Origin of the sequence: Gelidibacter salicanalis (genome assembly GCF_007997285.1) — a bacterium.
GTDB classification, from domain to species: Bacteria; Bacteroidota; Bacteroidia; order Flavobacteriales; family Flavobacteriaceae; genus Gelidibacter; species Gelidibacter salicanalis.
In genome coordinates this window covers 410,623-430,185 of sequence record NZ_VORX01000003.1, presented here as the reverse complement: position 1 = coordinate 430,185, position 19,563 = coordinate 410,623, and the positions used below count along the sequence as shown (strand labels likewise).

General features: G+C 37.0%; 17 protein-coding genes. 2 read left to right on the top strand and 15 right to left on the bottom strand.

The window, feature by feature from the left end; translation table 11 throughout:
• Positions 1–80 precede the first annotated feature (80 nt).
• The 9 genes from rffA to ES711_RS08045 form a co-directional block, all read right to left on the bottom strand.
• Entirely contained in the window at positions 81–1,229 is a 1,149-nt protein-coding gene (gene rffA, locus ES711_RS08085; protein ID WP_146892431.1) for a dTDP-4-amino-4,6-dideoxygalactose transaminase, read from the bottom strand.
• Positions 1,213–1,941 (bottom strand): GNAT family N-acetyltransferase, encoded by a 729-nt coding sequence (locus ES711_RS08080; protein ID WP_146892429.1) that lies wholly within the window; start codon positions 1,939–1,941, stop codon positions 1,213–1,215. Before ES711_RS08080 ends, rffA begins: the two co-directional genes overlap by 17 nt.
• Positions 1,925–3,217 (bottom strand): glycosyltransferase, encoded by a 1,293-nt coding sequence (locus tag ES711_RS08075; RefSeq protein ID WP_146892427.1) that lies wholly within the window; start codon positions 3,215–3,217, stop codon positions 1,925–1,927. Before ES711_RS08075 ends, ES711_RS08080 begins: the two co-directional genes overlap by 17 nt.
• Positions 3,210–3,947, bottom strand: a complete 738-nt coding sequence (locus ES711_RS08070; RefSeq protein ID WP_146892425.1) for a lipopolysaccharide biosynthesis protein — start codon at positions 3,945–3,947, stop codon at positions 3,210–3,212. The genes ES711_RS08075 and ES711_RS08070 overlap by 8 nt, the downstream gene beginning before the upstream one ends.
• A gap of 11 nt (positions 3,948–3,958) precedes the next feature.
• Positions 3,959–4,561, bottom strand: a complete 603-nt coding sequence (locus tag ES711_RS08065; RefSeq protein WP_146892423.1) for a lipopolysaccharide biosynthesis protein — start codon at positions 4,559–4,561, stop codon at positions 3,959–3,961.
• A 434-nt stretch (positions 4,562–4,995) separates the two neighbouring features.
• On the bottom strand, positions 4,996–6,048 hold the full coding sequence (locus ES711_RS08060) for a hypothetical protein (RefSeq protein WP_146892421.1): 1,053 nt from the start codon (positions 6,046–6,048) through the stop codon (positions 4,996–4,998).
• Between the two features lie 11 nt (positions 6,049–6,059).
• Positions 6,060–7,748: a DUF6909 family protein gene (locus ES711_RS08055; protein ID WP_146892420.1), complete on the bottom strand. Its 1,689-nt coding sequence runs from the start codon at positions 7,746–7,748 to the stop codon at positions 6,060–6,062.
• 28 nt (positions 7,749–7,776) lie between these two features.
• Positions 7,777–9,279, bottom strand: a complete 1,503-nt coding sequence (locus tag ES711_RS08050) for a GH3 auxin-responsive promoter family protein (protein WP_146892418.1) — start codon at positions 9,277–9,279, stop codon at positions 7,777–7,779.
• Complete coding sequence (locus ES711_RS08045; protein ID WP_146892416.1) at positions 9,279–10,145, bottom strand: M23 family metallopeptidase; 867 nt, start codon at positions 10,143–10,145, stop codon at positions 9,279–9,281. The genes ES711_RS08050 and ES711_RS08045 overlap by 1 nt, the downstream gene beginning before the upstream one ends.
• 113 nt (positions 10,146–10,258) lie before the next feature.
• Here ES711_RS08045 and ES711_RS08040 point away from each other — a divergent pair, with 113 nt between their 5' ends.
• Positions 10,259–10,453, top strand: a complete 195-nt coding sequence (locus ES711_RS08040) for a twin-arginine translocase TatA/TatE family subunit (RefSeq protein ID WP_146892415.1) — start codon at positions 10,259–10,261, stop codon at positions 10,451–10,453.
• A 62-nt stretch (positions 10,454–10,515) separates the two neighbouring features.
• Here the strand turns inward: ES711_RS08040 and ES711_RS08035 are convergent, their stop codons facing one another.
• From ES711_RS08035 to ES711_RS08025, 3 genes are all read right to left on the bottom strand, one after another.
• The gene (locus ES711_RS08035; protein WP_146892413.1) at positions 10,516–11,487 is read right to left on the bottom strand and encodes a DUF4837 family protein; all 972 of its coding nucleotides are present in this window, start codon (positions 11,485–11,487) and stop codon (positions 10,516–10,518) included.
• A 26-nt stretch (positions 11,488–11,513) separates the two neighbouring features.
• Complete coding sequence (locus ES711_RS08030; protein ID WP_146892411.1) at positions 11,514–13,094, bottom strand: LysM peptidoglycan-binding domain-containing protein; 1,581 nt, start codon at positions 13,092–13,094, stop codon at positions 11,514–11,516.
• 153 nt (positions 13,095–13,247) lie between these two features.
• Entirely contained in the window at positions 13,248–14,435 is a 1,188-nt protein-coding gene (locus ES711_RS08025) for a phosphoglycerate kinase (protein ID WP_146892410.1), read from the bottom strand.
• A gap of 120 nt (positions 14,436–14,555) precedes the next feature.
• Between ES711_RS08025 and ES711_RS08020 the strand changes: the two genes are divergently transcribed.
• Positions 14,556–15,710, top strand: a complete 1,155-nt coding sequence (locus ES711_RS08020; RefSeq protein WP_146892408.1) for a DNA polymerase III subunit — start codon at positions 14,556–14,558, stop codon at positions 15,708–15,710.
• 37 nt (positions 15,711–15,747) lie between these two features.
• On the opposite strand, the gene ES711_RS08015 is transcribed toward ES711_RS08020, so the two are convergent.
• The 3 genes from ES711_RS08015 to mnmG all read right to left on the bottom strand — a co-directional run bounded on the left by ES711_RS08015 (position 15,748) and on the right by mnmG (position 19,531).
• Complete coding sequence (locus tag ES711_RS08015; RefSeq protein ID WP_146892407.1) at positions 15,748–16,263, bottom strand: OmpH family outer membrane protein; 516 nt, start codon at positions 16,261–16,263, stop codon at positions 15,748–15,750.
• Between the two features lie 212 nt (positions 16,264–16,475).
• Entirely contained in the window at positions 16,476–17,426 is a 951-nt protein-coding gene (locus tag ES711_RS08010) for a class I SAM-dependent methyltransferase (protein ID WP_146892405.1), read from the bottom strand.
• Positions 17,427–17,659: 233 nt separating this feature from the next.
• Positions 17,660–19,531: a tRNA uridine-5-carboxymethylaminomethyl(34) synthesis enzyme MnmG gene (gene mnmG, locus ES711_RS08005; RefSeq protein WP_146892404.1), complete on the bottom strand. Its 1,872-nt coding sequence runs from the start codon at positions 19,529–19,531 to the stop codon at positions 17,660–17,662.
• Positions 19,532–19,563 lie beyond the last annotated feature (32 nt).

Sequence of the window (19,563 nt, the reverse complement as noted above, 5' to 3'; positions counted from 1 at the left end):
TGTAATAAATAATTTTTTATCTAACAATTAATATAAGCTTAAAAAATATTTACATTATATCTTTTTTATACTTTTAACAACTAACCGTTTATACTAATTGGTTTATCATAAAACTCCTTAATCCTATCTACAATCTTAAGAATAGCATCTTCTGACAACTCATAATACATAGGCAATCTCAAAAGATGATTTGAATAATAATCACTTAAAGGGAGTTCTCTTTGTCCATGAATACTCTGATAATAAGGGCTGTTATGTAAACTTAGGTAATGAAATACCGCATAAATTTGTTCTTCTTTTAAATGTTCAATTAGTTGCGCTCTTTCATTCTCTGAATTGCAAACTATGTAGAACATATGCCCGTTATTTGTAGCATTCTCCGTTACTACAGGCAACCTTAGTTTATGGTCTTGTTCTAAACCCTTCAAACCGTTATAATACTGATGCCAGTTAGAGATTCGTTTCCTTTGTATTGCTTCTATGTTTTCAAGTTGAGCAAACAAAAATGCTGCGGTTAGCTCTGAAGGCAGAAAAGATGATCCAGTATCTACCCAGCCATATTTATTAATTTCACCTCTAAAAAAGGATGCTCTATTGGTACCTTTTTCCCATAAGATCTCGGCTCTTTCTACAAATTTGTCATCATTGATTATTAGTAGCCCCCCTTCTCCCGCAATCACATTTTTAGTTTCATGAAACGAAAATGTTCCCAGATGACCAATGCCACCCAAGGGCTTATTTTTATAATAAGAATCAATTCCTTGGGCTGCATCTTCTACTACGTATAAATTGTATTTATTTGCCAATTGCATAATCTTATCCATATCTACAGAAACACCGGCGTAATGAACGGGAACAATAGCTTTGGTTTTGCTGGTAATGAGAGCCTCTATGGCGTCAGCATCCATATTTGGTTGTGATTTACAGGAGTCTACAAATACAATTTTTGCGCCTTGTCTGACAAATGCTAAGGCCGTAGAAACAAACGTATATGATGGCATAATCACCTCATCGCCCTCTTTAATGTCTAGCAACATGGCGCACATTTCTAAGGCATCTGTACAGGACGTAGTTAGTAATGCTTTCTTAAACCCGTATTTTTCTTCAAAAAATTTTTGACACTTCTTTGTGTACTTTCCATTGCCAGATAAATGACCTGAATACACAGCATCTTGAATGTAAAAGGTTTCTTTACCAGTGAGGTATGGTTTGTTAAAGGGAATTTTCAATGTTGTCAGTGTTTATTAAAAAATGATAAATATTGGATACTGTCTTAACCCCATACTCTAACCTCCTATAAAAATTAAGTGCATTTTCGTTGCTTCTCTGGGTTGCTACCAAAATAGTATCTATTCCTAACCCTACCAAATGATTTTCAGCTTTACGCATCAGCTCATAGCCTATGCCTTTGCCGTGCATACTATCGTGTACAGCAATAAGGCCAATTGTTCCTGAATTGCTCCCTATTTCCAAGGTAATAAATCCAACTATTCTTTGATCTTGTCTGCAAATATAAATTATACAGTCATCATTCTTACACGAATTCTCAATCCATAAATTATACATTCTATCAAAAGTATAACTAGGCAACCTGTCATCTGTTTTGTATCTGGAATACTCACCACTTATTTTTGCCAACTGATATAAATCATCATTTGGAGTGTGCTCACGGTACTCTTCTATTGGATTTTTGAATGTATCTTTAAATTGGAGCCCCGTTTTATTCAGTATCACTTTTTCATCGACCAATTTGCCATTGTACTTACTTAAAATGTTATCATTAGTGATGATGCTATCACTGAAAACATAATATAAAACCTGGCTGTCCTCAGTTTGGGAAAGTGTTTTCTCAAAATCAAGTCCATTAGTGACAGTTATTTTATATACCGGAAAATTAAAAAACCGGCTATCCCATTCTAAATACTTAACTGGTGAGCTCATGGTTGTTTATAATTTTCAAAATAGCATTAGCGGATACTTCGCGCGCATATGTTTCTTGTGCCAATACCACGCAACTTTCTCTCACAATCTTCATGTCTTCCACTTCCAATTCGTAAAAATAGTTTATTCCTTCTGCTATTTGTTGTGCGTTATACAATTCGGCTCTAAATCCGGTTTTTCCATTAATTACAATATCTCTAGCTACCCCAATATCAAAACAAACTACGGGTGTGCCACAACCAATAGATTGGTTGACCATCATGGGTCCTGAATCTTGTATGGTGGTTGTAACAAATACATCTGCCAGATTATATATCTCCGATAGTTTCCCATAATCAGCAATGTAACCTAAGTTAACCATATTGAATTTGGTATCGGGCAAAACATCTTCAAGTTTACCATTTCCAATGGAAACGATGGTAATCTCACCGTCTTTTATAGTTTGACTTAACTGATTAATGGCTTCAATAAAGAATTTGACCCCTTTTCTTTTTTCTCCTAAGGTTACTGCACCAAATAAGATGACAAAATCATTAATGGGGATACCATGCTGTTTTTTTAACTGGAGCTGAGCGTTTTTATAGTTGAACACATTAAGGTTAATACCGCCAAGAACAAAAAAAACGTTTTTATTCTTAAATAGGGTGATTTGCTGTGCGTAATTATAATCTTGAGATGAAAGAGCAATTAAATTAATGTCCATCTGGTCAATCAACTCTTTGTTTAATGTCAAATTATCTTGCGCATAATGTTTGTGCTTTTCTTCTATAATTGCCGGACAACCTGAACAATCATACTTATAGCCTGAGCAATCCCACGCATAATGACACCCTCCGGTAATATGTACCATATCTGCCATGACGAGATAAACGGGAACTCTATTGTATTTAAGTTGTAAATTGTATAAATCTTTAAGCGTGAAAAAACCGCCCATAAAATAGGCAATTATGATATCTGGTTTTTTTATTTTTCTGACCACCTTATCTAAATCGACAAGGCTTTTGTTTTGGTCTACATCAAAAAAATAGTAATTAGGATCCGTTTTTATCTTGTTTTTATTGAAAAAAGTCCGAATCACTTTGTTTTTTACACCTTTCAATATCCATTCGAGAAGTGAATCGTAGGAGACTATTCCCTGCTCTTTAATTTTTGTATGTCGGGTTAGAATTTCAGAATGATGCTCTTCTGATAACGGCTTATGCAAGTCATATGTTAGGATACCAGAAGCCGTATTGATATCTGAAGAAGAGATGATTAATATATTATATTTACTCAAAGCCTAGTTTTCTGATTGTTTTTTTATAATAAATTGGGTACACAACCAATGCCATAACATTTGCAACAATAGTGGCCAAAATGACTCCTGAAACACCTAAATTTAGGTTTCTGGCAAAATATATTGAAAGCGGAATATTGATAATTGCCGTAAATAAACCTAAAACTAGTTGGATGTTAACTTTACCCGTTCCGTTTATAAAAAACACAAAAGGTTGAGTTAATAAAGTCGTCACTACAAATATCGCCATAAATATAGAAAGGCGTTGTGAGATTATAATTTCCTCCCCTACCCATAACACATATATCCATTGCGCTAAAAACACCATAATAACTGCTACAATTGAAAATAGGAAGGATATTTTAATGAGATTGGACATCGAATTTCTGATCCATAGAATATCATTTTTGGCGTATGCATCAGTAATTGCAGACCAAAAGGGCGTCACGATGATAGAAAACCCCATGGTAACGATACTAAAGTATTTAAAAGCCACATTATAGGGGATGATATCTGCCGGTGTAAACAATTGGGTGATGATTAAATTATCCGTGGTATATAATACGATGGCGGCAATTTGAATGACAAAAAACTTCATGCCCAAGCCCATGATGTCTTTGACGTAAGTTAATTTAAAGAGTCTAAAATTGGGCTTTAAATCCTTATATATGGTGTTGAAAGCGTAGAGGTTAAATACCACAAGCAATAACAAAGGAATAATTGAGAACACCGTTGAAAATATCAGCAGCGATGAACTAAAAATGTAGTCAAGACAAAAACAGAAGTTACCAATAAAACTTGCGTCAACAGGTCAATGAGTCCCTGCATAGCCGGTCGTTGATCCGCTATATAAATTGTAGTTATCAGCTTTACCACAAATTGAATTGAAAAACATCCAAACACAATCAGCATTATTACAGATAAATTAGATGCTAAACCCGGATCTGTATTGAAAACTTTTGACCAATCTATAAAGTGGTTCGTAATATAAAATACTATAAATAGAAAAGCGCTAATAATGGTAATGGAAAAGTATGTAGTACTTATATAGGCCTTGGCCAATTGCATATTATGATTTGCCTTAGCTTCTGTAAATTTATTTCTCAACCCATGGCCCAATCCAATATCAAAAAAGGTAAACCATGAGATAAACGAGGTAATTATGAGCCAGATTCCATAATTTGTAGTATCTAAATAATTGATGGTGAGTGGCACTAATAATAAATTAGCAAGAATACTACCGCCTTTGTAGAAAAACGAAATTGAAACATTTTCAACTATGGTTTTTGTACGGGCGCTTTTAACACCAAGTCTATTTAATATTTTAAGTATACTTTCTTTCAACAGCTTTTCTATTAATCATTCAATGCTAGGTTTTATAAACGCTTCATATATAATCTTATGCTTCCAATCAATGTATTGTGGATATTATGCCATTTAATATTAATTCCTTAAAAAAATAAATTTCTGCTGTTGCAAAGCTTCCTATTTTTTGCTTAAATGGACCAGGTAAACAAAACTATTTTGTAGATGGAGTATAGTGGAAGGAAGAATCAGCATAGTATGTAAGTCCTTAATTTTTGGTTTATTCCTCTTATTATCAATTATGCATTAAAGAAACTTTAGTGGGAAAGTATATAGAACTTTATATCTACACGCCATAATAAAACGTCTTATCCCAATTCAATTCTAAGTTTGACATTGCTATACCCATGCCCCGTTCCAAAAAGCCAAATCCTTATAAATTGCGACTTATTTCCTGCGACTTTCTTAATAAATTAAGGTCTTTTGGAATGGTATTTAAGATATCTATTTAAGGATAACATAAGTAATACAAGCACTGCCAAAATAAGAAACAAACTGGGCACCAAAAATTTATAGCTTTTTAAAAGTCCCTTTTCACGAACTCCTTTTCTAGGGAAATCAGAAATTACATTTAAAATGCTCGATTTGTTTCCGCGTTCTTCATTGAGTTCTACCAATCCTAGTTTCAATTCTTCCATTTTATTGATCAATGAAAGTTCTTTATTATTCTGTGTCCCCTGTTCTCCTAAGCTAATATTTGTCCCTTGTACAGCGCGCTCAGCCTCCTTAAGCATTACACGTTTGTATAATAATTGTAAGGAATCTATCTCCGCAATTTGCTTTTTATAAAGACTATCCTGCAATTTAATATTGCTGTCACTAATATCTTTTCTTAAATTAAAATAGCTATTATTTGATATGGAGGAGATAATGGCGGGTTGAATTTTTTTAGCCACCGTATTATCACTTGCAATAACTGATATGGTATGAAAACGCGCATCGAGTGAATTGAAGTTTTCGAGATAAGCCTTCATATCTATCGCCTTTTGAGTTGTAGTATCTAAACTGCGTACAAATTGATCAAACAATAGAATTTTTTGATTTTCATCAGAGTAGGATTCCACATCAAATTTTTTAATAGACAAGGCCTCTTCATCAGTGATATTTAAGGCATCAGAAAGCGATGAAAAATCTTTTGCTTTTGCAAGATCATTGTAAAAAGCAATGTTATTGTAAAGTTGTTGAACGCTATTAAAGTTAGGTTCAATGACCATAGTAGAAATATACTCAGGTTCTTTCTTTATATCTATAATAGCTCCTATAATGACGCCCGTTACAACAACAATAACAAATTTTAAAAAATGCTTTTGGATAAAAAATAGAAATAAGAGGATAACCCCAAATATGCCTGTAAAAATACGGCCTATAAATCGGAAGAAACGATCAAAGACTTTACCAATCAGTTTAAATAAATGTCCTAAATCGACTTCCTCAGAGGGTTGTTGTTGGGGCAAATTTTTATTCATAAATGCTATTGTTAACTAAATATTTGCTGTAAAATCTTTCTCGTAATAAGATAGGTTGGTTTCACGCCGGATGTTCCCAATCCGCCTGAAGCCAAGGTGCTTCCTGTTTCTAATGGGTTGTCACTCGCGTAATACGCATATCTCACTTTTACATTAGGGTTGATGCTCCCTCTAACTTTTGATGCCGCCTGAATTGCCTTTTGATAGTGTGCGCCTTCCATCTCCAATCCAATCACATTCCAGGTAGAATTGAAGAAGAATTTTAAAATCTCCTTGTTTTGAAGTGAGGTTCCTAAAACGGTAATCATTGATCCTTCGTAAACGGCAATTCCATGACCATCAAAGTCTGATTTTGATAACTCATTTTCTAACGGATAATTATCTGCCGTCCCTTCAAAGATATGCGCTGAAGGAATCATAATATCGCCCTTCCCCCCTTCTAAAATCCCGGCCTTACCCATGATGGAAATAGAATCTACGTTAAGAAGGATTTGCTTGCCATCAATCTTGAGAGGTTTTAACAATTCGTCAATGGTTTCGTAGGCTTGTTCTCCAAAGGCATAATCCATCACAAAAATGACCGGTTTTTCCGAATCGTCAAGCTTTTTAACCTCTTCCAAATCAGTTTTGGAAAAATCGATTTGTGCGGTGTCAAAAATTTGCACATCAATGTTGGTTCCTGAAGTATCAGGAATATAAATCATTCCGCGCTGCAAAGCTTCCTTGGTCACTTTATTGCGCAACTCCTGATTTTCTTTCTGGCTCAGCGCTTCATAAACTTCAAACATATTTTTCTTAGAAGCCAATGATTTTAAAGCCTGTGGCGCAAATAATGAATTCATAACACTGTGCATGTTGGCGCTGATCACATGAATAGGGCGCTCAATGAGTCCATTTTTAATTAAGGCATCCTTTATGGTGTTCGCCCAAATTTCGCCGTGTATATGGTGCCCTAAACGCTCTCTAAGCACAGGGCTGAAGGTTACTGTACGTCTGTTATTGTTAACCACCTCTTCAATGGCAAGTTTCCCCAGCCAATACACTAAATGTAACAGGCGCTCTGGTTGATTAGGCAGTGCAAAAGCACTGTACATTTGAGTCAGTTCATTAAAAGTACGTCCTAGAATATTTGCGGTATGTGTGATGGCAATCTCCCGTGCCTCCTGAGTCAATTCTTCGTTGGACAAGACTGCCCTCTCTAATTTAATCCAATCTCTAGTGGTGGTGCCTTGCTCATCTACAAGTACGCGTTTGCTGATTTTATGCGACTCCACAAACATAAAGGTCAGGTGGGTCAGAATATCATAAATTTCAGAACGTCCACGCGTAATCTCGATGTTCATTTGCTCGTCATCAATCCGGAAACAATTTCGTCTTCTTTTTGGCGGAATAATCGCTTTAAAATGAGAATTTGTATAGCCTTCATCGCTGGTAAGATTGATAAACGTACACTCTTCAATACCATAAGGCAAACGATCTACAACATATAATAAGCCTTCCAATTCTGCCTTTTCCTCACCAATAGAACCGTAAATTTCAGGTCGTAACAGCAATAACGATTCCCGAAGTGTCTCACCAGAAATCCCCATAGGCTTGTAAAATCCACGATTAAACAAATGCCGCATCGTAATATACATTCGTTCAATAGCATTTGAACTCTCTTGAGCCCGAGTTCTGGCGTGTATTTTTTTGGTATTCATAATTCGTCTTTAGCCTGTAAAGATAGGATTAATTAGTTAAATTTTTTTCGATCAAAACCTCTGCAATCTTACGATCATTGGCCAACCGGGGGATCTTATTCTGGCCTCCCAACTTCCCGATAGATTTCATATAATCCTGAAAACCGTTTTTCTTAACTATCGTAATCTTTAAGGGTTGAAGGACTTTGCCCACAATTAAATCCAGATAATAACTATTTTGGTTCTTTAAAGATTTTTCAATTGTATTCGCCAAATGTTGCACATCTTGAGGCGCGTTTTCAAATTCTATAAACCATTCGTGATACGGTAAACCTTCCGTTGGATTGATTTGGGGGGCCACTGTAAATTCTGAAATCTGAACGGTAGTGCCCTCAACGGCTTCCTTTAAAGCCTGTTCCACTTCTTTGCCAATCACGTGTTCGCCAAAAGCAGAAATGAAATGTTTGATGCGCCCCGAAACAACAACGCGATAAGGCGCCAAAGAGGTAAATTCAATCGTGTCTCCAATATTATAGGCCCACAGTCCCGCTGTAGAGGATACAATCATCACGTAATTGGTGTGCAATGCCACATCTTTAATTGTGATTCGTTTGGGAAGTTCACTAAAAAAGTCGTCTGCTTTTATAAATTCGTAGAACATGCCTGAATTTAACTGAAGGAGCATACCTTTAATGTTTTGTTGATCTTGATAGGCAAAAAAGCCTTCGCTAGCAGGATACAGTTCAATACTATCCACTTTTCTGCCAATCAGGCTTTCAAATTTGGCTCGATACGGTTCATAATTAACGCCTCCAAAAATAAAGAGGTTGAAATTTTTAAAGACCTCCCCCACTTTTTTACCCGTTTTCTGATTGATTTTTTCAAAATACATCTGTACCCAAGACGGAATTCCAGAAATGACGGTCATATTTTCAGGCAAGGTTTCGTCGACAATGGCTGATACCTTGGTTTCCCAATCTTCAATACAATTGGTTTCCCACGATGGCATTCTGTTTTTCTGAAGATAGCTAGGCACAAAATGCGCCACAATACCCGACAAGCGTCCCAACTGAATCCCATTTTGTTCCTTTAAAATAGGACTGCCCTGAAGGAAAATCATCTTACCATCCACAAAATCGGCATTGCCAGTTTCGGCGATATACATGAGGATGGCATTTCTAGCCGCCTCAATGTGTGTAGGCATACTTTCTTTAGTAATTGGGATATATTTGGCCCCTGAAGTGGTGCCAGATGTTTTAGCGAAATACAGTGGCTTGCCTTTCCATAAAATATCTGGTTCGCCCGCCACAACGCGTTCAACATATGGTTTTAAAGCTTCATAATCACGGACGGGCACCCGAGCAACAAAATCGGCATGCGATTTTATATGGGCAAAATTATGATCTTTTCCAAATTGGGTATGTTTAGCTTTCGCCATCAGACTTTCGAACACCTTATTTTGGGTTTCCACAGGGTTATTCGCCCATTTTAAAACTGATTTTTTAATGAAGTAGGCATACGGTTTTGCAAGTGCTGATTTTATTGAAAACATTATTTAAAATCGATAAAATTGGTTGGATTGATTGGGTAACCTTTACTCCATAATTCAAAATGCAAATGTGGGCCCGTTGTAAATTCGCCACTGTTGCCAGCCATCGCAATAACTTCCCCGGCTTTAACAATATCACCTTGTTCCTTGGTTAATGAGGCATTGTGTTTATAAACAGAAATCATCTCATAACTGTGTTCTATAATCACCACATAGCCGGTTTCTGAAGTCCATTCCGCAAAAATTACTGTGCCGTCAGCGGTCGCTTTAACAGGGGTGTTTTTAGCAACAATGATATCTACGGCATAATGTTTTTCCTTAACGTTATACCCTTCTGAAATGTTACCATTAACGGGGGGAAACAATACAAAATTGGAGGCATAGATGGCAGATTCAAAGAGGTTGTATTTGTCTTCCTTATCAACCTTTTCCCGTAGTAAGGAGTCTTGCTTGGTTGGTTTTACAGAGATTTGACCAATTTCTTCGTTAACGGCATTTAAGATGGAGTCCTTATTAAAATCAAGTGTTTTGACATCGCCTGTTAGCACACGTTTAATTGAGCCAAAGTACTGATCATTGATAGCGATAATCTGTTGTAAGGAATCTGTTTTAAAACTGAGCTCAGTGGCCTGTTTTTTTAATTTGGCAGATGAATAGCCTGGTATAAATTCCCTAAGTGGTGTAAATGCAATTAAAAAGGTGGTAGCTGCAACTAAAAGAATCATAGACAAAGACACAATAACAAACACGTTTAAACGGGTTAATTTTATGGCGAATCGCTCTTCAAACGTATCTTCATTAAGCACCACCAAGCGGTACTTATGCAGCAATTTTCTCGCGAATTTCTTGTCTTTTTTTCTAGGTGTCATGCTCCACAAAATTAAATAAAATTAAGGCAAACTTTTAGGTCTTTCATCTAAAGTTTGTTTTTAACGTTTAAATTGAAGTTTAATTATTAAATTTGTAATTCAAATTAAATGTTATGATAGCATCAAGTATTTTTTTAGCAATTGGAGTATGGCAAATAGTAATTGTCGTTGTACTAGTATTATTATTGTTTGGAGGAAAGAAAATTCCAGAACTCATGAGAGGTTTGGGAAGCGGTATCAAAGAATTTAAAGATGCCAGTAAGGAAGATGGTGATGAGGCAAATACGACTGCCGATAAAAATCGCTAATTACCTTTTTTGAATTATAGAGAAAATAACAAGAGCCAACTTTAACAGTTGGCTCTTATTGTTTAAAGAATTTTGACGGATTTTATAATGGCTTCCATTTCAAAGATGTTATTGCGCTTTTCTACAGACGGCGCAAACACATAGCCTTCAATGACAAGGTATCTGTCATTAGCTCTATCTTCTATGGCATAGTTGATAAATGGTCCCGACATAAAGGCGTTTTTCACGTCCCAAATGCCTTTGGTTTCATAGGCAGGTTTCCCATCCAGTTTAGTCTCCTTTAAATATGGCGTATAGGCCTCTTCAGTAATCATATACGATCCTTCTACAGGGCCTGGAATATGAACCTTACCAATAGAGTCTCTCATTCTTACGATATCCACAATTGCGCTATCGCCTTTTTTAATGGTATTTAAAGGGACTTCATAAATAATAAAATCCATGGTTCCGGTAGGAATATCCTTTCTGATCCAAAAGAAATCGTCTTCTTGCTTGGCAATTCTATAAGCTGTCTGAAAGTTCAGTTTGATGCCCAACTTATCCTGAAGGGGCTGATCATCCATTAAGGAGATTTTAATACGGCGTTGGTTTTCCTTTAATTCTTCCTTTTTAAAAGCGGCAATAATTTCATCGCCATGTTCCTCAAGCTGATCTTTTATTTCCTGATCTGTTTTTCCTGAAACCACGGCTACAGTTTGCGGTCTAGCGTACACATCATTTTTTATGACCATCCCTGCTGGGTTGCCTTTTTCTATTTTAAGGATAATTCTACTTTTTGTAGCAAAACCGTCAAACACTAAGGGTGGCATCTGATTTATAGAAAATAAGGGTTCTTCTTGATTTAAGGCCTGCACTGGTGCTGCGACCACATCCCTAATCGTCTCACCAACACCATCTTCCCATGATAAATTATCAACGACCACTAAAAGGTTGTTGATATTTCCGTTGGATCCTGAAATAATTCGTTGGTCTTTACCATTGTTACAAGAGGTGAACAATAGTAAGGAAAAGGCAAAAGCATAAATGAGTTTCATGGGTTTGGTTTTAAAATTGAAAACACTTAACGCGAAACCTTAAGTGTTGTACCTACTTTTAAATTAATACCACTAATATCGTTCCATTCTTTGATATTTTGGATGGAAACCCCAGGAAACTTTTTAGAAATGCTCCAAAGCGAATCTCCTGATCTCACTTTATAGGTTTTTGACGCGTTGGAAGTACTGCTTTTTGCAGTTGAATTGCTCGCAACTGATTTAGCTACAGTAGTAGATGATTTGGTATTATAGACGTTAAGGCGTTGCCCTATTTTAAGGTTATTACTCCGCAAACCATTCCAAGCCTTCAAATCCGAAACGCGAACGCCGTACTGTCTGGCAATTTTACCTAAATTGTCTCCCGATCTCACCTTGTAGGTCGATTTTGAGTTTGATTCTAAAATTTGGGCAATCGGTTTTTCACGTTTGTTCAACTCATTGGTTACAAACTCGTAGATGCTAGCTTCATTATTTACAAATCGACCCACAGCATGTTTTGGTAGTCTTAGCGTATAATTTTCGCCTTCCACAAACGGGATGACATCCAGCTTATACGAGGGGTTTAGAAATTGCAATTCTTCCATAGGTAACTCCAACAGCTCAGAAACCTGATCTAAAGTGATCATTTGTTTCACGTGGATAGTATCCGTTTCCATATACCTAAAGTTAGGCTTATGCTTTTTAAACCCGTGCTCCTCAGCATATTCAAAGATATACATCGTGGCTAAAAATGCTGGCAAATAGCCCGCTGTTTCCCGTGGTAAATGCGGTCTGATATTCCAATAGTTTTCATAACCACCAGACCGACGGATAGCTTTGCTCACATTACCAGGCCCGGAATTATAGGCGGCTAGCGCCAAATCCCAATCCCCAAAAATCTCATAGAGCTTGGCCAAATATTTACTGGCCGCCTCCGTTGATTTGATAGGATCACTACGCTCATCCACATAACTGCTCACATCCAACCCGTACATCTTACCGGTACCATACATAAATTGCCAGAGGCCAGTAGCGCCTACACGTGACTTGGCACGAGGCTTTAAAGCGGATTCTACAATGGCTAAATATTTAATTTCCAAAGGAATGTTGTAATTATCCAATTCCTTTTCAAATAACGGAAAGTAATAGTCGCTTAAGGACATCAATCGCTCCATGGAGTGACGACGGTGTTTTAAATAAGATTTAATAACACTTTCTAAAGATTCGTTATACTCAATATTAAAAGGAGTCTTTGCGTTTAATATTTTAAGACGGGCCTTTAGAGTATCGGTGGGTAACTCAGGGTAATCAACAGCATCATATTTTAAATCGGTAACGGATTCATAGATACTATCAAACAATGAATTTCCATATAGCTCATCGAGCCATTTTTGATCAATTTCAGACGCAAATTCTAAATCTTCAATCTTTGTTGCGTTCAAAGAATCAGCGACCGGTTGTATCTCCTTCACTGCCAAATTTTTTCCATCGGGAATGGAATCGACTTGAACTGAAACAGTTTTGTCTGGTGCTTGAGTTGTGTTCTTTTTTGGAGTTTTAACTTGAGAAAAACTAAGACCACAGACACATAAGGCACCAAAGGTTAAAGAAACTATTTTTTGGTTCATTAGTATGATATTTTAATAATCAACGATTTATAGATTAAAATCGTACAATAATATTTAAAATGACGGGATAAAACAACAATTTAACACAATTGAATGCGTTTCGTCGAACTTATCCTACGTGTTGTCTATTCCGTCATTTTAATAGCTATGTGGCTATTCTAATATGGCAGCAATTCCGGGAAGTGTTTTTCCTTCCAAACTTTCAAGCATCGCACCACCGCCAGTACTGACGTAGCTCACTTTATCCTCAAAACCAAATTGTTTCACGGCAGCAACTGAATCGCCTCCACCTACAAGAGAAAAGGCGCCTTTCTTAGTAGCTTCTGCAATAGAATTACCGAGCTCAATGGTGCCTTTGGCAAAGTTTTCCATTTCAAAAACGCCCAGAGGTCCGTTCCATAAGATGGTTTTACATTGAAGAACAACCTCATGAAATATTTTGATTGTTTCAGGACCGGCATCCAAACCTTGCCATCCGTCAGGAATTTCCTTTACATTCACTATTTGGGTGTTGGCATCATTGCTAAACGCATCTGCCGCAACCACATCTACAGGAATATGGATCTTCACATTCTTTTCTTTGGCTTTCTTCAATATTTCCAATGCCAATTCCATTTTGTCATCCTCACAAATCGAATCGCCAATAGAACCGCCTTGGGCTTTCACAAACGTAAAGGTCATACCGCCTCCAATGATCAAATGATCCACCTTATCCAAAATATTTTCAATAATGGTAATTTTTGAAGACACCTTAGCGCCACCAAGGATTGCTAATACCGGTTTTTCACCAGTTTCCATTACTTTTTTTATACTTTCAATTTCCTGTTCCAGCAAATAGCCGAAACATTTCTTCTCAGGAAAAAAATCCGCAATTACCGCAGTAGAAGCGTGAGCTCTATGTGCTGTACCGAAGGCATCATTCACATAAATATCTCCCAATTTGGATAACTTTTCAGCAAAATCTTTATCGCCTGCCTCTTCTTCATTATAGAACCTTAAATTTTCCAATAACAGGATTTGACCTGGTTCTAAATTATCTGCTGCAGTTTTAGCCGCTTCGCCGACACAGTCCGAAACAAAGATGGCTTCTACCCCAATCAAGTTTTCTACATCCTTTAGAATATGTTGCAAGGAAAATTCTTCTTGAACTCCTTTGGGACGTCCTAAGTGCGACATCAAAATACAACTGCCACCATCTTCCAATATTTTAATTATGGTAGGTTTTGCAGCGGCAATTCTCGTGTCATCTGTCACATTATTTTCATCGTCTAAAGGCACATTAAAATCTACTCTAACAAGCGCTTTTTTATCTTTAAAATTGAAGTCGTTTAAGGTTTTCATTGGTGTTTCTTTTTATAAAATAGTAACAAATGTAACCATTTCTAAAACGATAAAAAACGCATTTTTTTAGGAATTGGAATTCTGACAGTGTTAATGAAAAAAAATACATAGTTTTGTGCCATGCAATTCAGTACTGTATTAGGACAAGAACATCTAAAAAACCATTTGACCCAAAGTGTGGATAACGGACGCATCCCACATGCGCAGTTGTTTGTTGGGCCGGAAGGTTCAGGCACTTTAGCCATGGCTATTGCCTACGCACAATATATTCTTTGCGGCAATACGCAATCAGAAAACAGCGGCGGCAATGCGAGTTGCAACCTTAAATTTAAAAATTTCGGGCATCCTGATTTACATTTTGCGTTTCCGGTAGCCACCACCGATAAGGTAAAAAAACACCCAGTTTCCAATCATTTTATGGAAGAGTGGCGTAAGCTGTTGAAAGAGCAACCTTACGGAAATCTTTTTGATTGGTATCGTTTATTAGGCGTCGAAAATAAACAAGGTCAGATTGGCGTGGATGAAGCTTTAAATATTGTTAAGGCGTTGTCTCTAAAATCGTATGAAGGCGGCTATAAAATCATGCTAATCTGGATGGCCGAGAAGATGAATACCTCGGCTGCTAATAAGCTTTTAAAATTAATAGAGGAACCGCCGGCAAAAACAGTCTTTATTTTGATAGCGGAAGACGAAGCCCAAATTATCAATACCATCAGGTCTAGATGTCAAGTGCTACACTTTCCGCCGTTGGCTGAAGCCGTCATTATTGAGGCCTTGCAACGCAATTACCAACTGGATGAGGCGACAGCTACCAAGATTGCCCATCAATCCAACGGCAATTACAACAAAGCGTGTGATTTAGTTTACCATGATTCTGAAGATCTCCAATTTGAAGAGTGGTTTATCTTTTGGATCCGCAGTGCATTTAAAGCAAAGGGTAATAAAACAGCCATTCACGATTTGATCAGTTGGAGTGAACAAATTGCCAAAACAGGCCGTGAAACACAGAAACAATTTCTGCATTACTGCCTCGACTTTTTCAGGCAAGCGCTGATGATGAACTACAACGCGGAAGCTTTAGTATTTATAGAAACAAAAGCGAAGAATTTTAAACTGGAAAATTTTGCGCCGTTCATTCATGAAGGCAATATTATGGACATTAGCACTGAGCTGGAAGATGCCATTTATCACATTGAGCGCAACGGAAACTCTAAAATCGTGTTAACCGATTTATCGATAAAACTCACAAGATTACTACATAAAAAAGCCAGTTAAAAACTGGCTTTTAATATATTTTGCAAGAACTGAATTCTTAGTTCTTTTTGCCTTCAGCGTTTAATGCTTCAAGGATTTCTTTAGTTAGGTCATTACTGTCATCACCATACATTACACTTCCTGCTTCATTACTACCTAAAATGTAAGAGTAACCATTCTTTTCGCCATATGATTTTACAAACGTTCTAACATTTTTTATTAGGGTATCTATTTGTGCTTGGCTTTTAGATTGAATTTGTTGCTCCTCCATTTGGAACTGCTGTTGGAAACGTTGGTATTGTTGTGCCAAAGCTTGATATTTTTCTTGAGAGCTTTTTTGAACCATTTTAGGATCTTGTTCCTGCATCTCTGCCGCTTGCGCTTGGAACGATTGACCAATACTGTCAACTTTTTTATTGAAAGCATCTATTTCAACTTGAAACTTAGCTTCGATATCTTTTTTCTGTTGATAGTCATTAATCAATTTGCTGTTATCCACAAATCCAATTTTTGTTTGCTCTTGACATGATGACAACACCACTAAAGTTAATAGAGCGATAAAACCTTTTTTCATTTTTTAAGTATATTATAAATTTTGTGCAAATGTAACAAAGTCAGCGGGAAATCAATAAAAATATATTGTATTGGAAATTTAAATAGAAGATTTAATTGCTATTTAAAAAATCAATCAAAAATGACTTTACTAGAGCGCGTTTAATGGGGTTTCGTGAATTTGGAAGGATTATTCCTTTACAGAACCTTGAAATCGCCTATAAACGCTTCTAATCAATTTTTAGCCTTCTTTAAAACGTAGATTAAGGAGGAATACTCGCCATTTGAAGTTGCTTTCAGATTTGAACGCCATCCGTTCCAAAAACCTATAAAGTAATTCATTTTGCCTGTTTTATATTTTTCAGAAAGCAAACTAACATAAAAAGCGTCAAATTTCATTGGAAGAATTTTAACAACATTCATTCCCGCTCCTGCCCCAAGTTTTTTTATTGCTTTTTGACTGAAATGCCAAAGATGTCTTGGCGTGTCATAAGCCGCCCAAAATTCTTGATAGATTTGCGCGTCGTAACTTTTATAATTGGGCACCGCAATAATTAAAGTTCCGTTGGCTTTCAATAAAGAAGCATAGCGTGCTAATTGTTGTTCAAGATCGGGCAAATGCTCCAAGACATGCCATAGCGTAATTATATCAAAACTTCCTATCTCCAACTCCTGAATAATATCGGTGGAAAACACTTTATTATTCGTTTTTCTATTCGCAATCTCTCGTGCTTGCGCATTAGGTTCAATTCCAAAAATGTTCCAGCCATCGTTAGCAGCAACTTGTAAAAAATCGCCAGTGCCACATCCTACATCCAATATTTTTTTGGAGTTCTGAGTGATAGAATTGATGAGTTTTAACTTACGCTTTAAAGCAATACCCTTAATGAAATGGTAGACCTGTTCAAACAAATTTCGTTTGGCATCCGTATGCGAAATATAATCTTCACTCTGATAATATCCGGGCAATTTTGCTTCAGAAGGTCTTGGATATGTTTCGAGCATTTCCAAGCGATCATTCAGGATCAAGTCAAATTCCTCACCGGAAACGGAATGGTCTTTCACTTTAATATAGACGTTGTTCTGATTTAAATGTGCCACCTTATAACTGTTGTAATTGCTGAAGTAAGCGAAAGTAAGAAATTCATTGTATCTGACAGGCGAATTTTTCCAAATAAGAGCCATCTTCTTTACCAATCAGAATACCTCGATTATTTTACAAAACGATATATCTGTTAAGAATCGACAAGTCAACAGTGCCGAAAAAGTAAATAAAAAACATCCCGAGGTTTAGGCAATTCTCTAAAAATCTGACATTATCTAAATCTCAATAAAAATCAAAAACAGTGCGATGACGTCTCATAATTTAAAAAACAATAAACACGTTCCACGTGGAACATCATGCTTTGATTTGAATTTTAGCGACCCATATAGACCAATAATACAGAAACGTCACTTGGCGAAACACCACTCACCCGAGACGCTTGAGAGATGGTTCTTGGCTGAATCTTTTCTAATTTTTGACGCGCTTCAATACTCATTGACTTCAATTGTGAATAATCAAAATCAACAGGGATTTTTAAATCTTCCAGACGATTTAGTTTATCTGCATTGTTCTTTTCTTTATCTATATACCCTGAATATTTGACTTGTATTTCGGTCTGTTCCAGAATTTCTTTATCTAAATCCTCTTCTTTTATATAAGCTTCTACGCTATCAATTTTCCGCATGTCGTCCATAGAAATATTTGGACGCGCAAAGATCTTGAACAACTTGCCGGATTGATTTACGGCTGCAGAATCATTGGCTTCCAAAATAGGATTAATAGCCTCAGACGTCACACTAGTGTTCTTAAAAAATTCTACAAAATTTGTCGCTTTGGAGTGCTTTTCTTCCATACGCTGCAAACGCTTCTCTCCAACCAAACCGAGCTCATAACCTTTAGGCGTCAGTCGCAAATCGGCATTATCTTGGCGCAATAATGTTCTATACTCTGCACGCGAGGTAAACATACGATACGGCTCTTCCGTACCTTTTGTAATAAGATCATCTACCAAAACCCCAATATAGGCTTCATTGCGTTTCAAGATAAATTCATCTTTTTCCTGTACTTGTAATGTTGCATTAATACCAGCCATTAAACCTTGCGAAGCAGCTTCTTCATACCCTGTTGTACCGTTAATCTGACCTGCAAAAAACAATCCTTTCACCAACTTTGTCTCTAAGGTGTGCTTTAATTGTGTTGGCGGAAAATAATCGTATTCAATAGCGTAACCAGGTCTGAAAAATTTGACTTTTTCAAAACCAACTACAGAACGTAAAGCTTTAAATTGGACATCTTCGGGCAGAGAAGTTGAGAAACCATTCACATAGACCTCCACCGTATTCCAACCTTCCGGTTCTACAAATAACTGATGACGTTCTTTAGTCGCAAACCGATTGATCTTATCCTCTATAGATGGACAATATCTCGGCCCCGTACTTTGAATCCGACCGTTAAACATTGGCGATCTATCAAAACCTTCGCGCAATAAATCATGCACTAACGGACTTGTATAACTCATATGACAATCCCGTTGCTGCGTTAATGGTTTAGTGACATCTGAAAAAGAAAACTTCTCTGGCACCTCATCCCCGGGCTGAACCTCCATTTTAGAATAATCTAAAGAACGTCCATCCACCCTTGGAGGAGTTCCGGTTTTCATTCTTCCCGATTCAAAACCCAACTGCACCAATTGTTCTGTAATTCCGGTAGCAGCACGTTCGCCAGCTCTCCCTCCTCCAAAATTTTTATCACCAATATGAATGAGACCATTCAAAAAAGTGCCATTGGTCAACACTACAGTTTTTGCTTTGATCTCCAATCCTAAGGAAGTTTTAACTCCAACCACCTGATCCTTTTCCACAAGTAGCCCGGACACCATGTCTTGATAAAAATCGAGATTAGGTGTGCCTTCCAACATCAACCTCCAGTCTTCTGCAAACCGCATCCGGTCGCTTTGCACCCTTGGACTCCACATAGCTGGACCTTTTGATTTGTTGAGCATTTTAAACTGGATAGCCGAAGTATCACTCACAATCCCACTGTAACCTCCCAGCGCGTCAATTTCACGCACAATCTGTCCTTTAGCAATACCACCCATTGCAGGATTGCAGGACATTTGCGCAATATTTTGAAGGTTCATGGTAATTAGCAGAGTTGAACTCCCCATATTGGCAGCAGCAGCCGCCGCTTCACTACCCGCATGGCCACCACCAACAACAATCACATCATATTCGTTTTCAAACATCGTTTGTAAATTTTAATTCCTTAATGTTCCAC

What these genes read in the sequence shown, in the direction of transcription:
- ES711_RS08050 (WP_146892418.1), bottom strand. Translation starts at nt 9,279, where the DNA reads ATGTTTTCAATAAAATCAGCACTTGCAAAACCGTATGCCTACTTCATT.
- ES711_RS08040 (WP_146892415.1), top strand. Translation starts at nt 10,259, where the DNA reads ATGATAGCATCAAGTATTTTTTTAGCAATTGGAGTATGGCAAATAGTA.
- ES711_RS08025 (WP_146892410.1), bottom strand. Translation starts at nt 14,435, where the DNA reads ATGAAAACCTTAAACGACTTCAATTTTAAAGATAAAAAAGCGCTTGTT.
- ES711_RS08020 (WP_146892408.1), top strand. Translation starts at nt 14,556, where the DNA reads ATGCAATTCAGTACTGTATTAGGACAAGAACATCTAAAAAACCATTTG.
- ES711_RS08010 (WP_146892405.1), bottom strand. Translation starts at nt 17,426, where the DNA reads ATGGCTCTTATTTGGAAAAATTCGCCTGTCAGATACAATGAATTTCTT.
- ES711_RS08035 (WP_146892413.1), bottom strand. Translation starts at nt 11,487, where the DNA reads ATGAAACTCATTTATGCTTTTGCCTTTTCCTTACTATTGTTCACCTCT.
- ES711_RS08055 (WP_146892420.1), bottom strand. Translation starts at nt 7,748, where the DNA reads ATGAATACCAAAAAAATACACGCCAGAACTCGGGCTCAAGAGAGTTCA.
- ES711_RS08030 (WP_146892411.1), bottom strand. Translation starts at nt 13,094, where the DNA reads ATGAACCAAAAAATAGTTTCTTTAACCTTTGGTGCCTTATGTGTCTGT.
- ES711_RS08060 (WP_146892421.1), bottom strand. Translation starts at nt 6,048, where the DNA reads ATGAATAAAAATTTGCCCCAACAACAACCCTCTGAGGAAGTCGATTTA.
- ES711_RS08015 (WP_146892407.1), bottom strand. Translation starts at nt 16,263, where the DNA reads ATGAAAAAAGGTTTTATCGCTCTATTAACTTTAGTGGTGTTGTCATCA.
- ES711_RS08080 (WP_146892429.1), bottom strand. Translation starts at nt 1,941, where the DNA reads ATGAGCTCACCAGTTAAGTATTTAGAATGGGATAGCCGGTTTTTTAAT.
- mnmG (WP_146892404.1), bottom strand. Translation starts at nt 19,531, where the DNA reads ATGTTTGAAAACGAATATGATGTGATTGTTGTTGGTGGTGGCCATGCG.
- ES711_RS08045 (WP_146892416.1), bottom strand. Translation starts at nt 10,145, where the DNA reads ATGACACCTAGAAAAAAAGACAAGAAATTCGCGAGAAAATTGCTGCAT.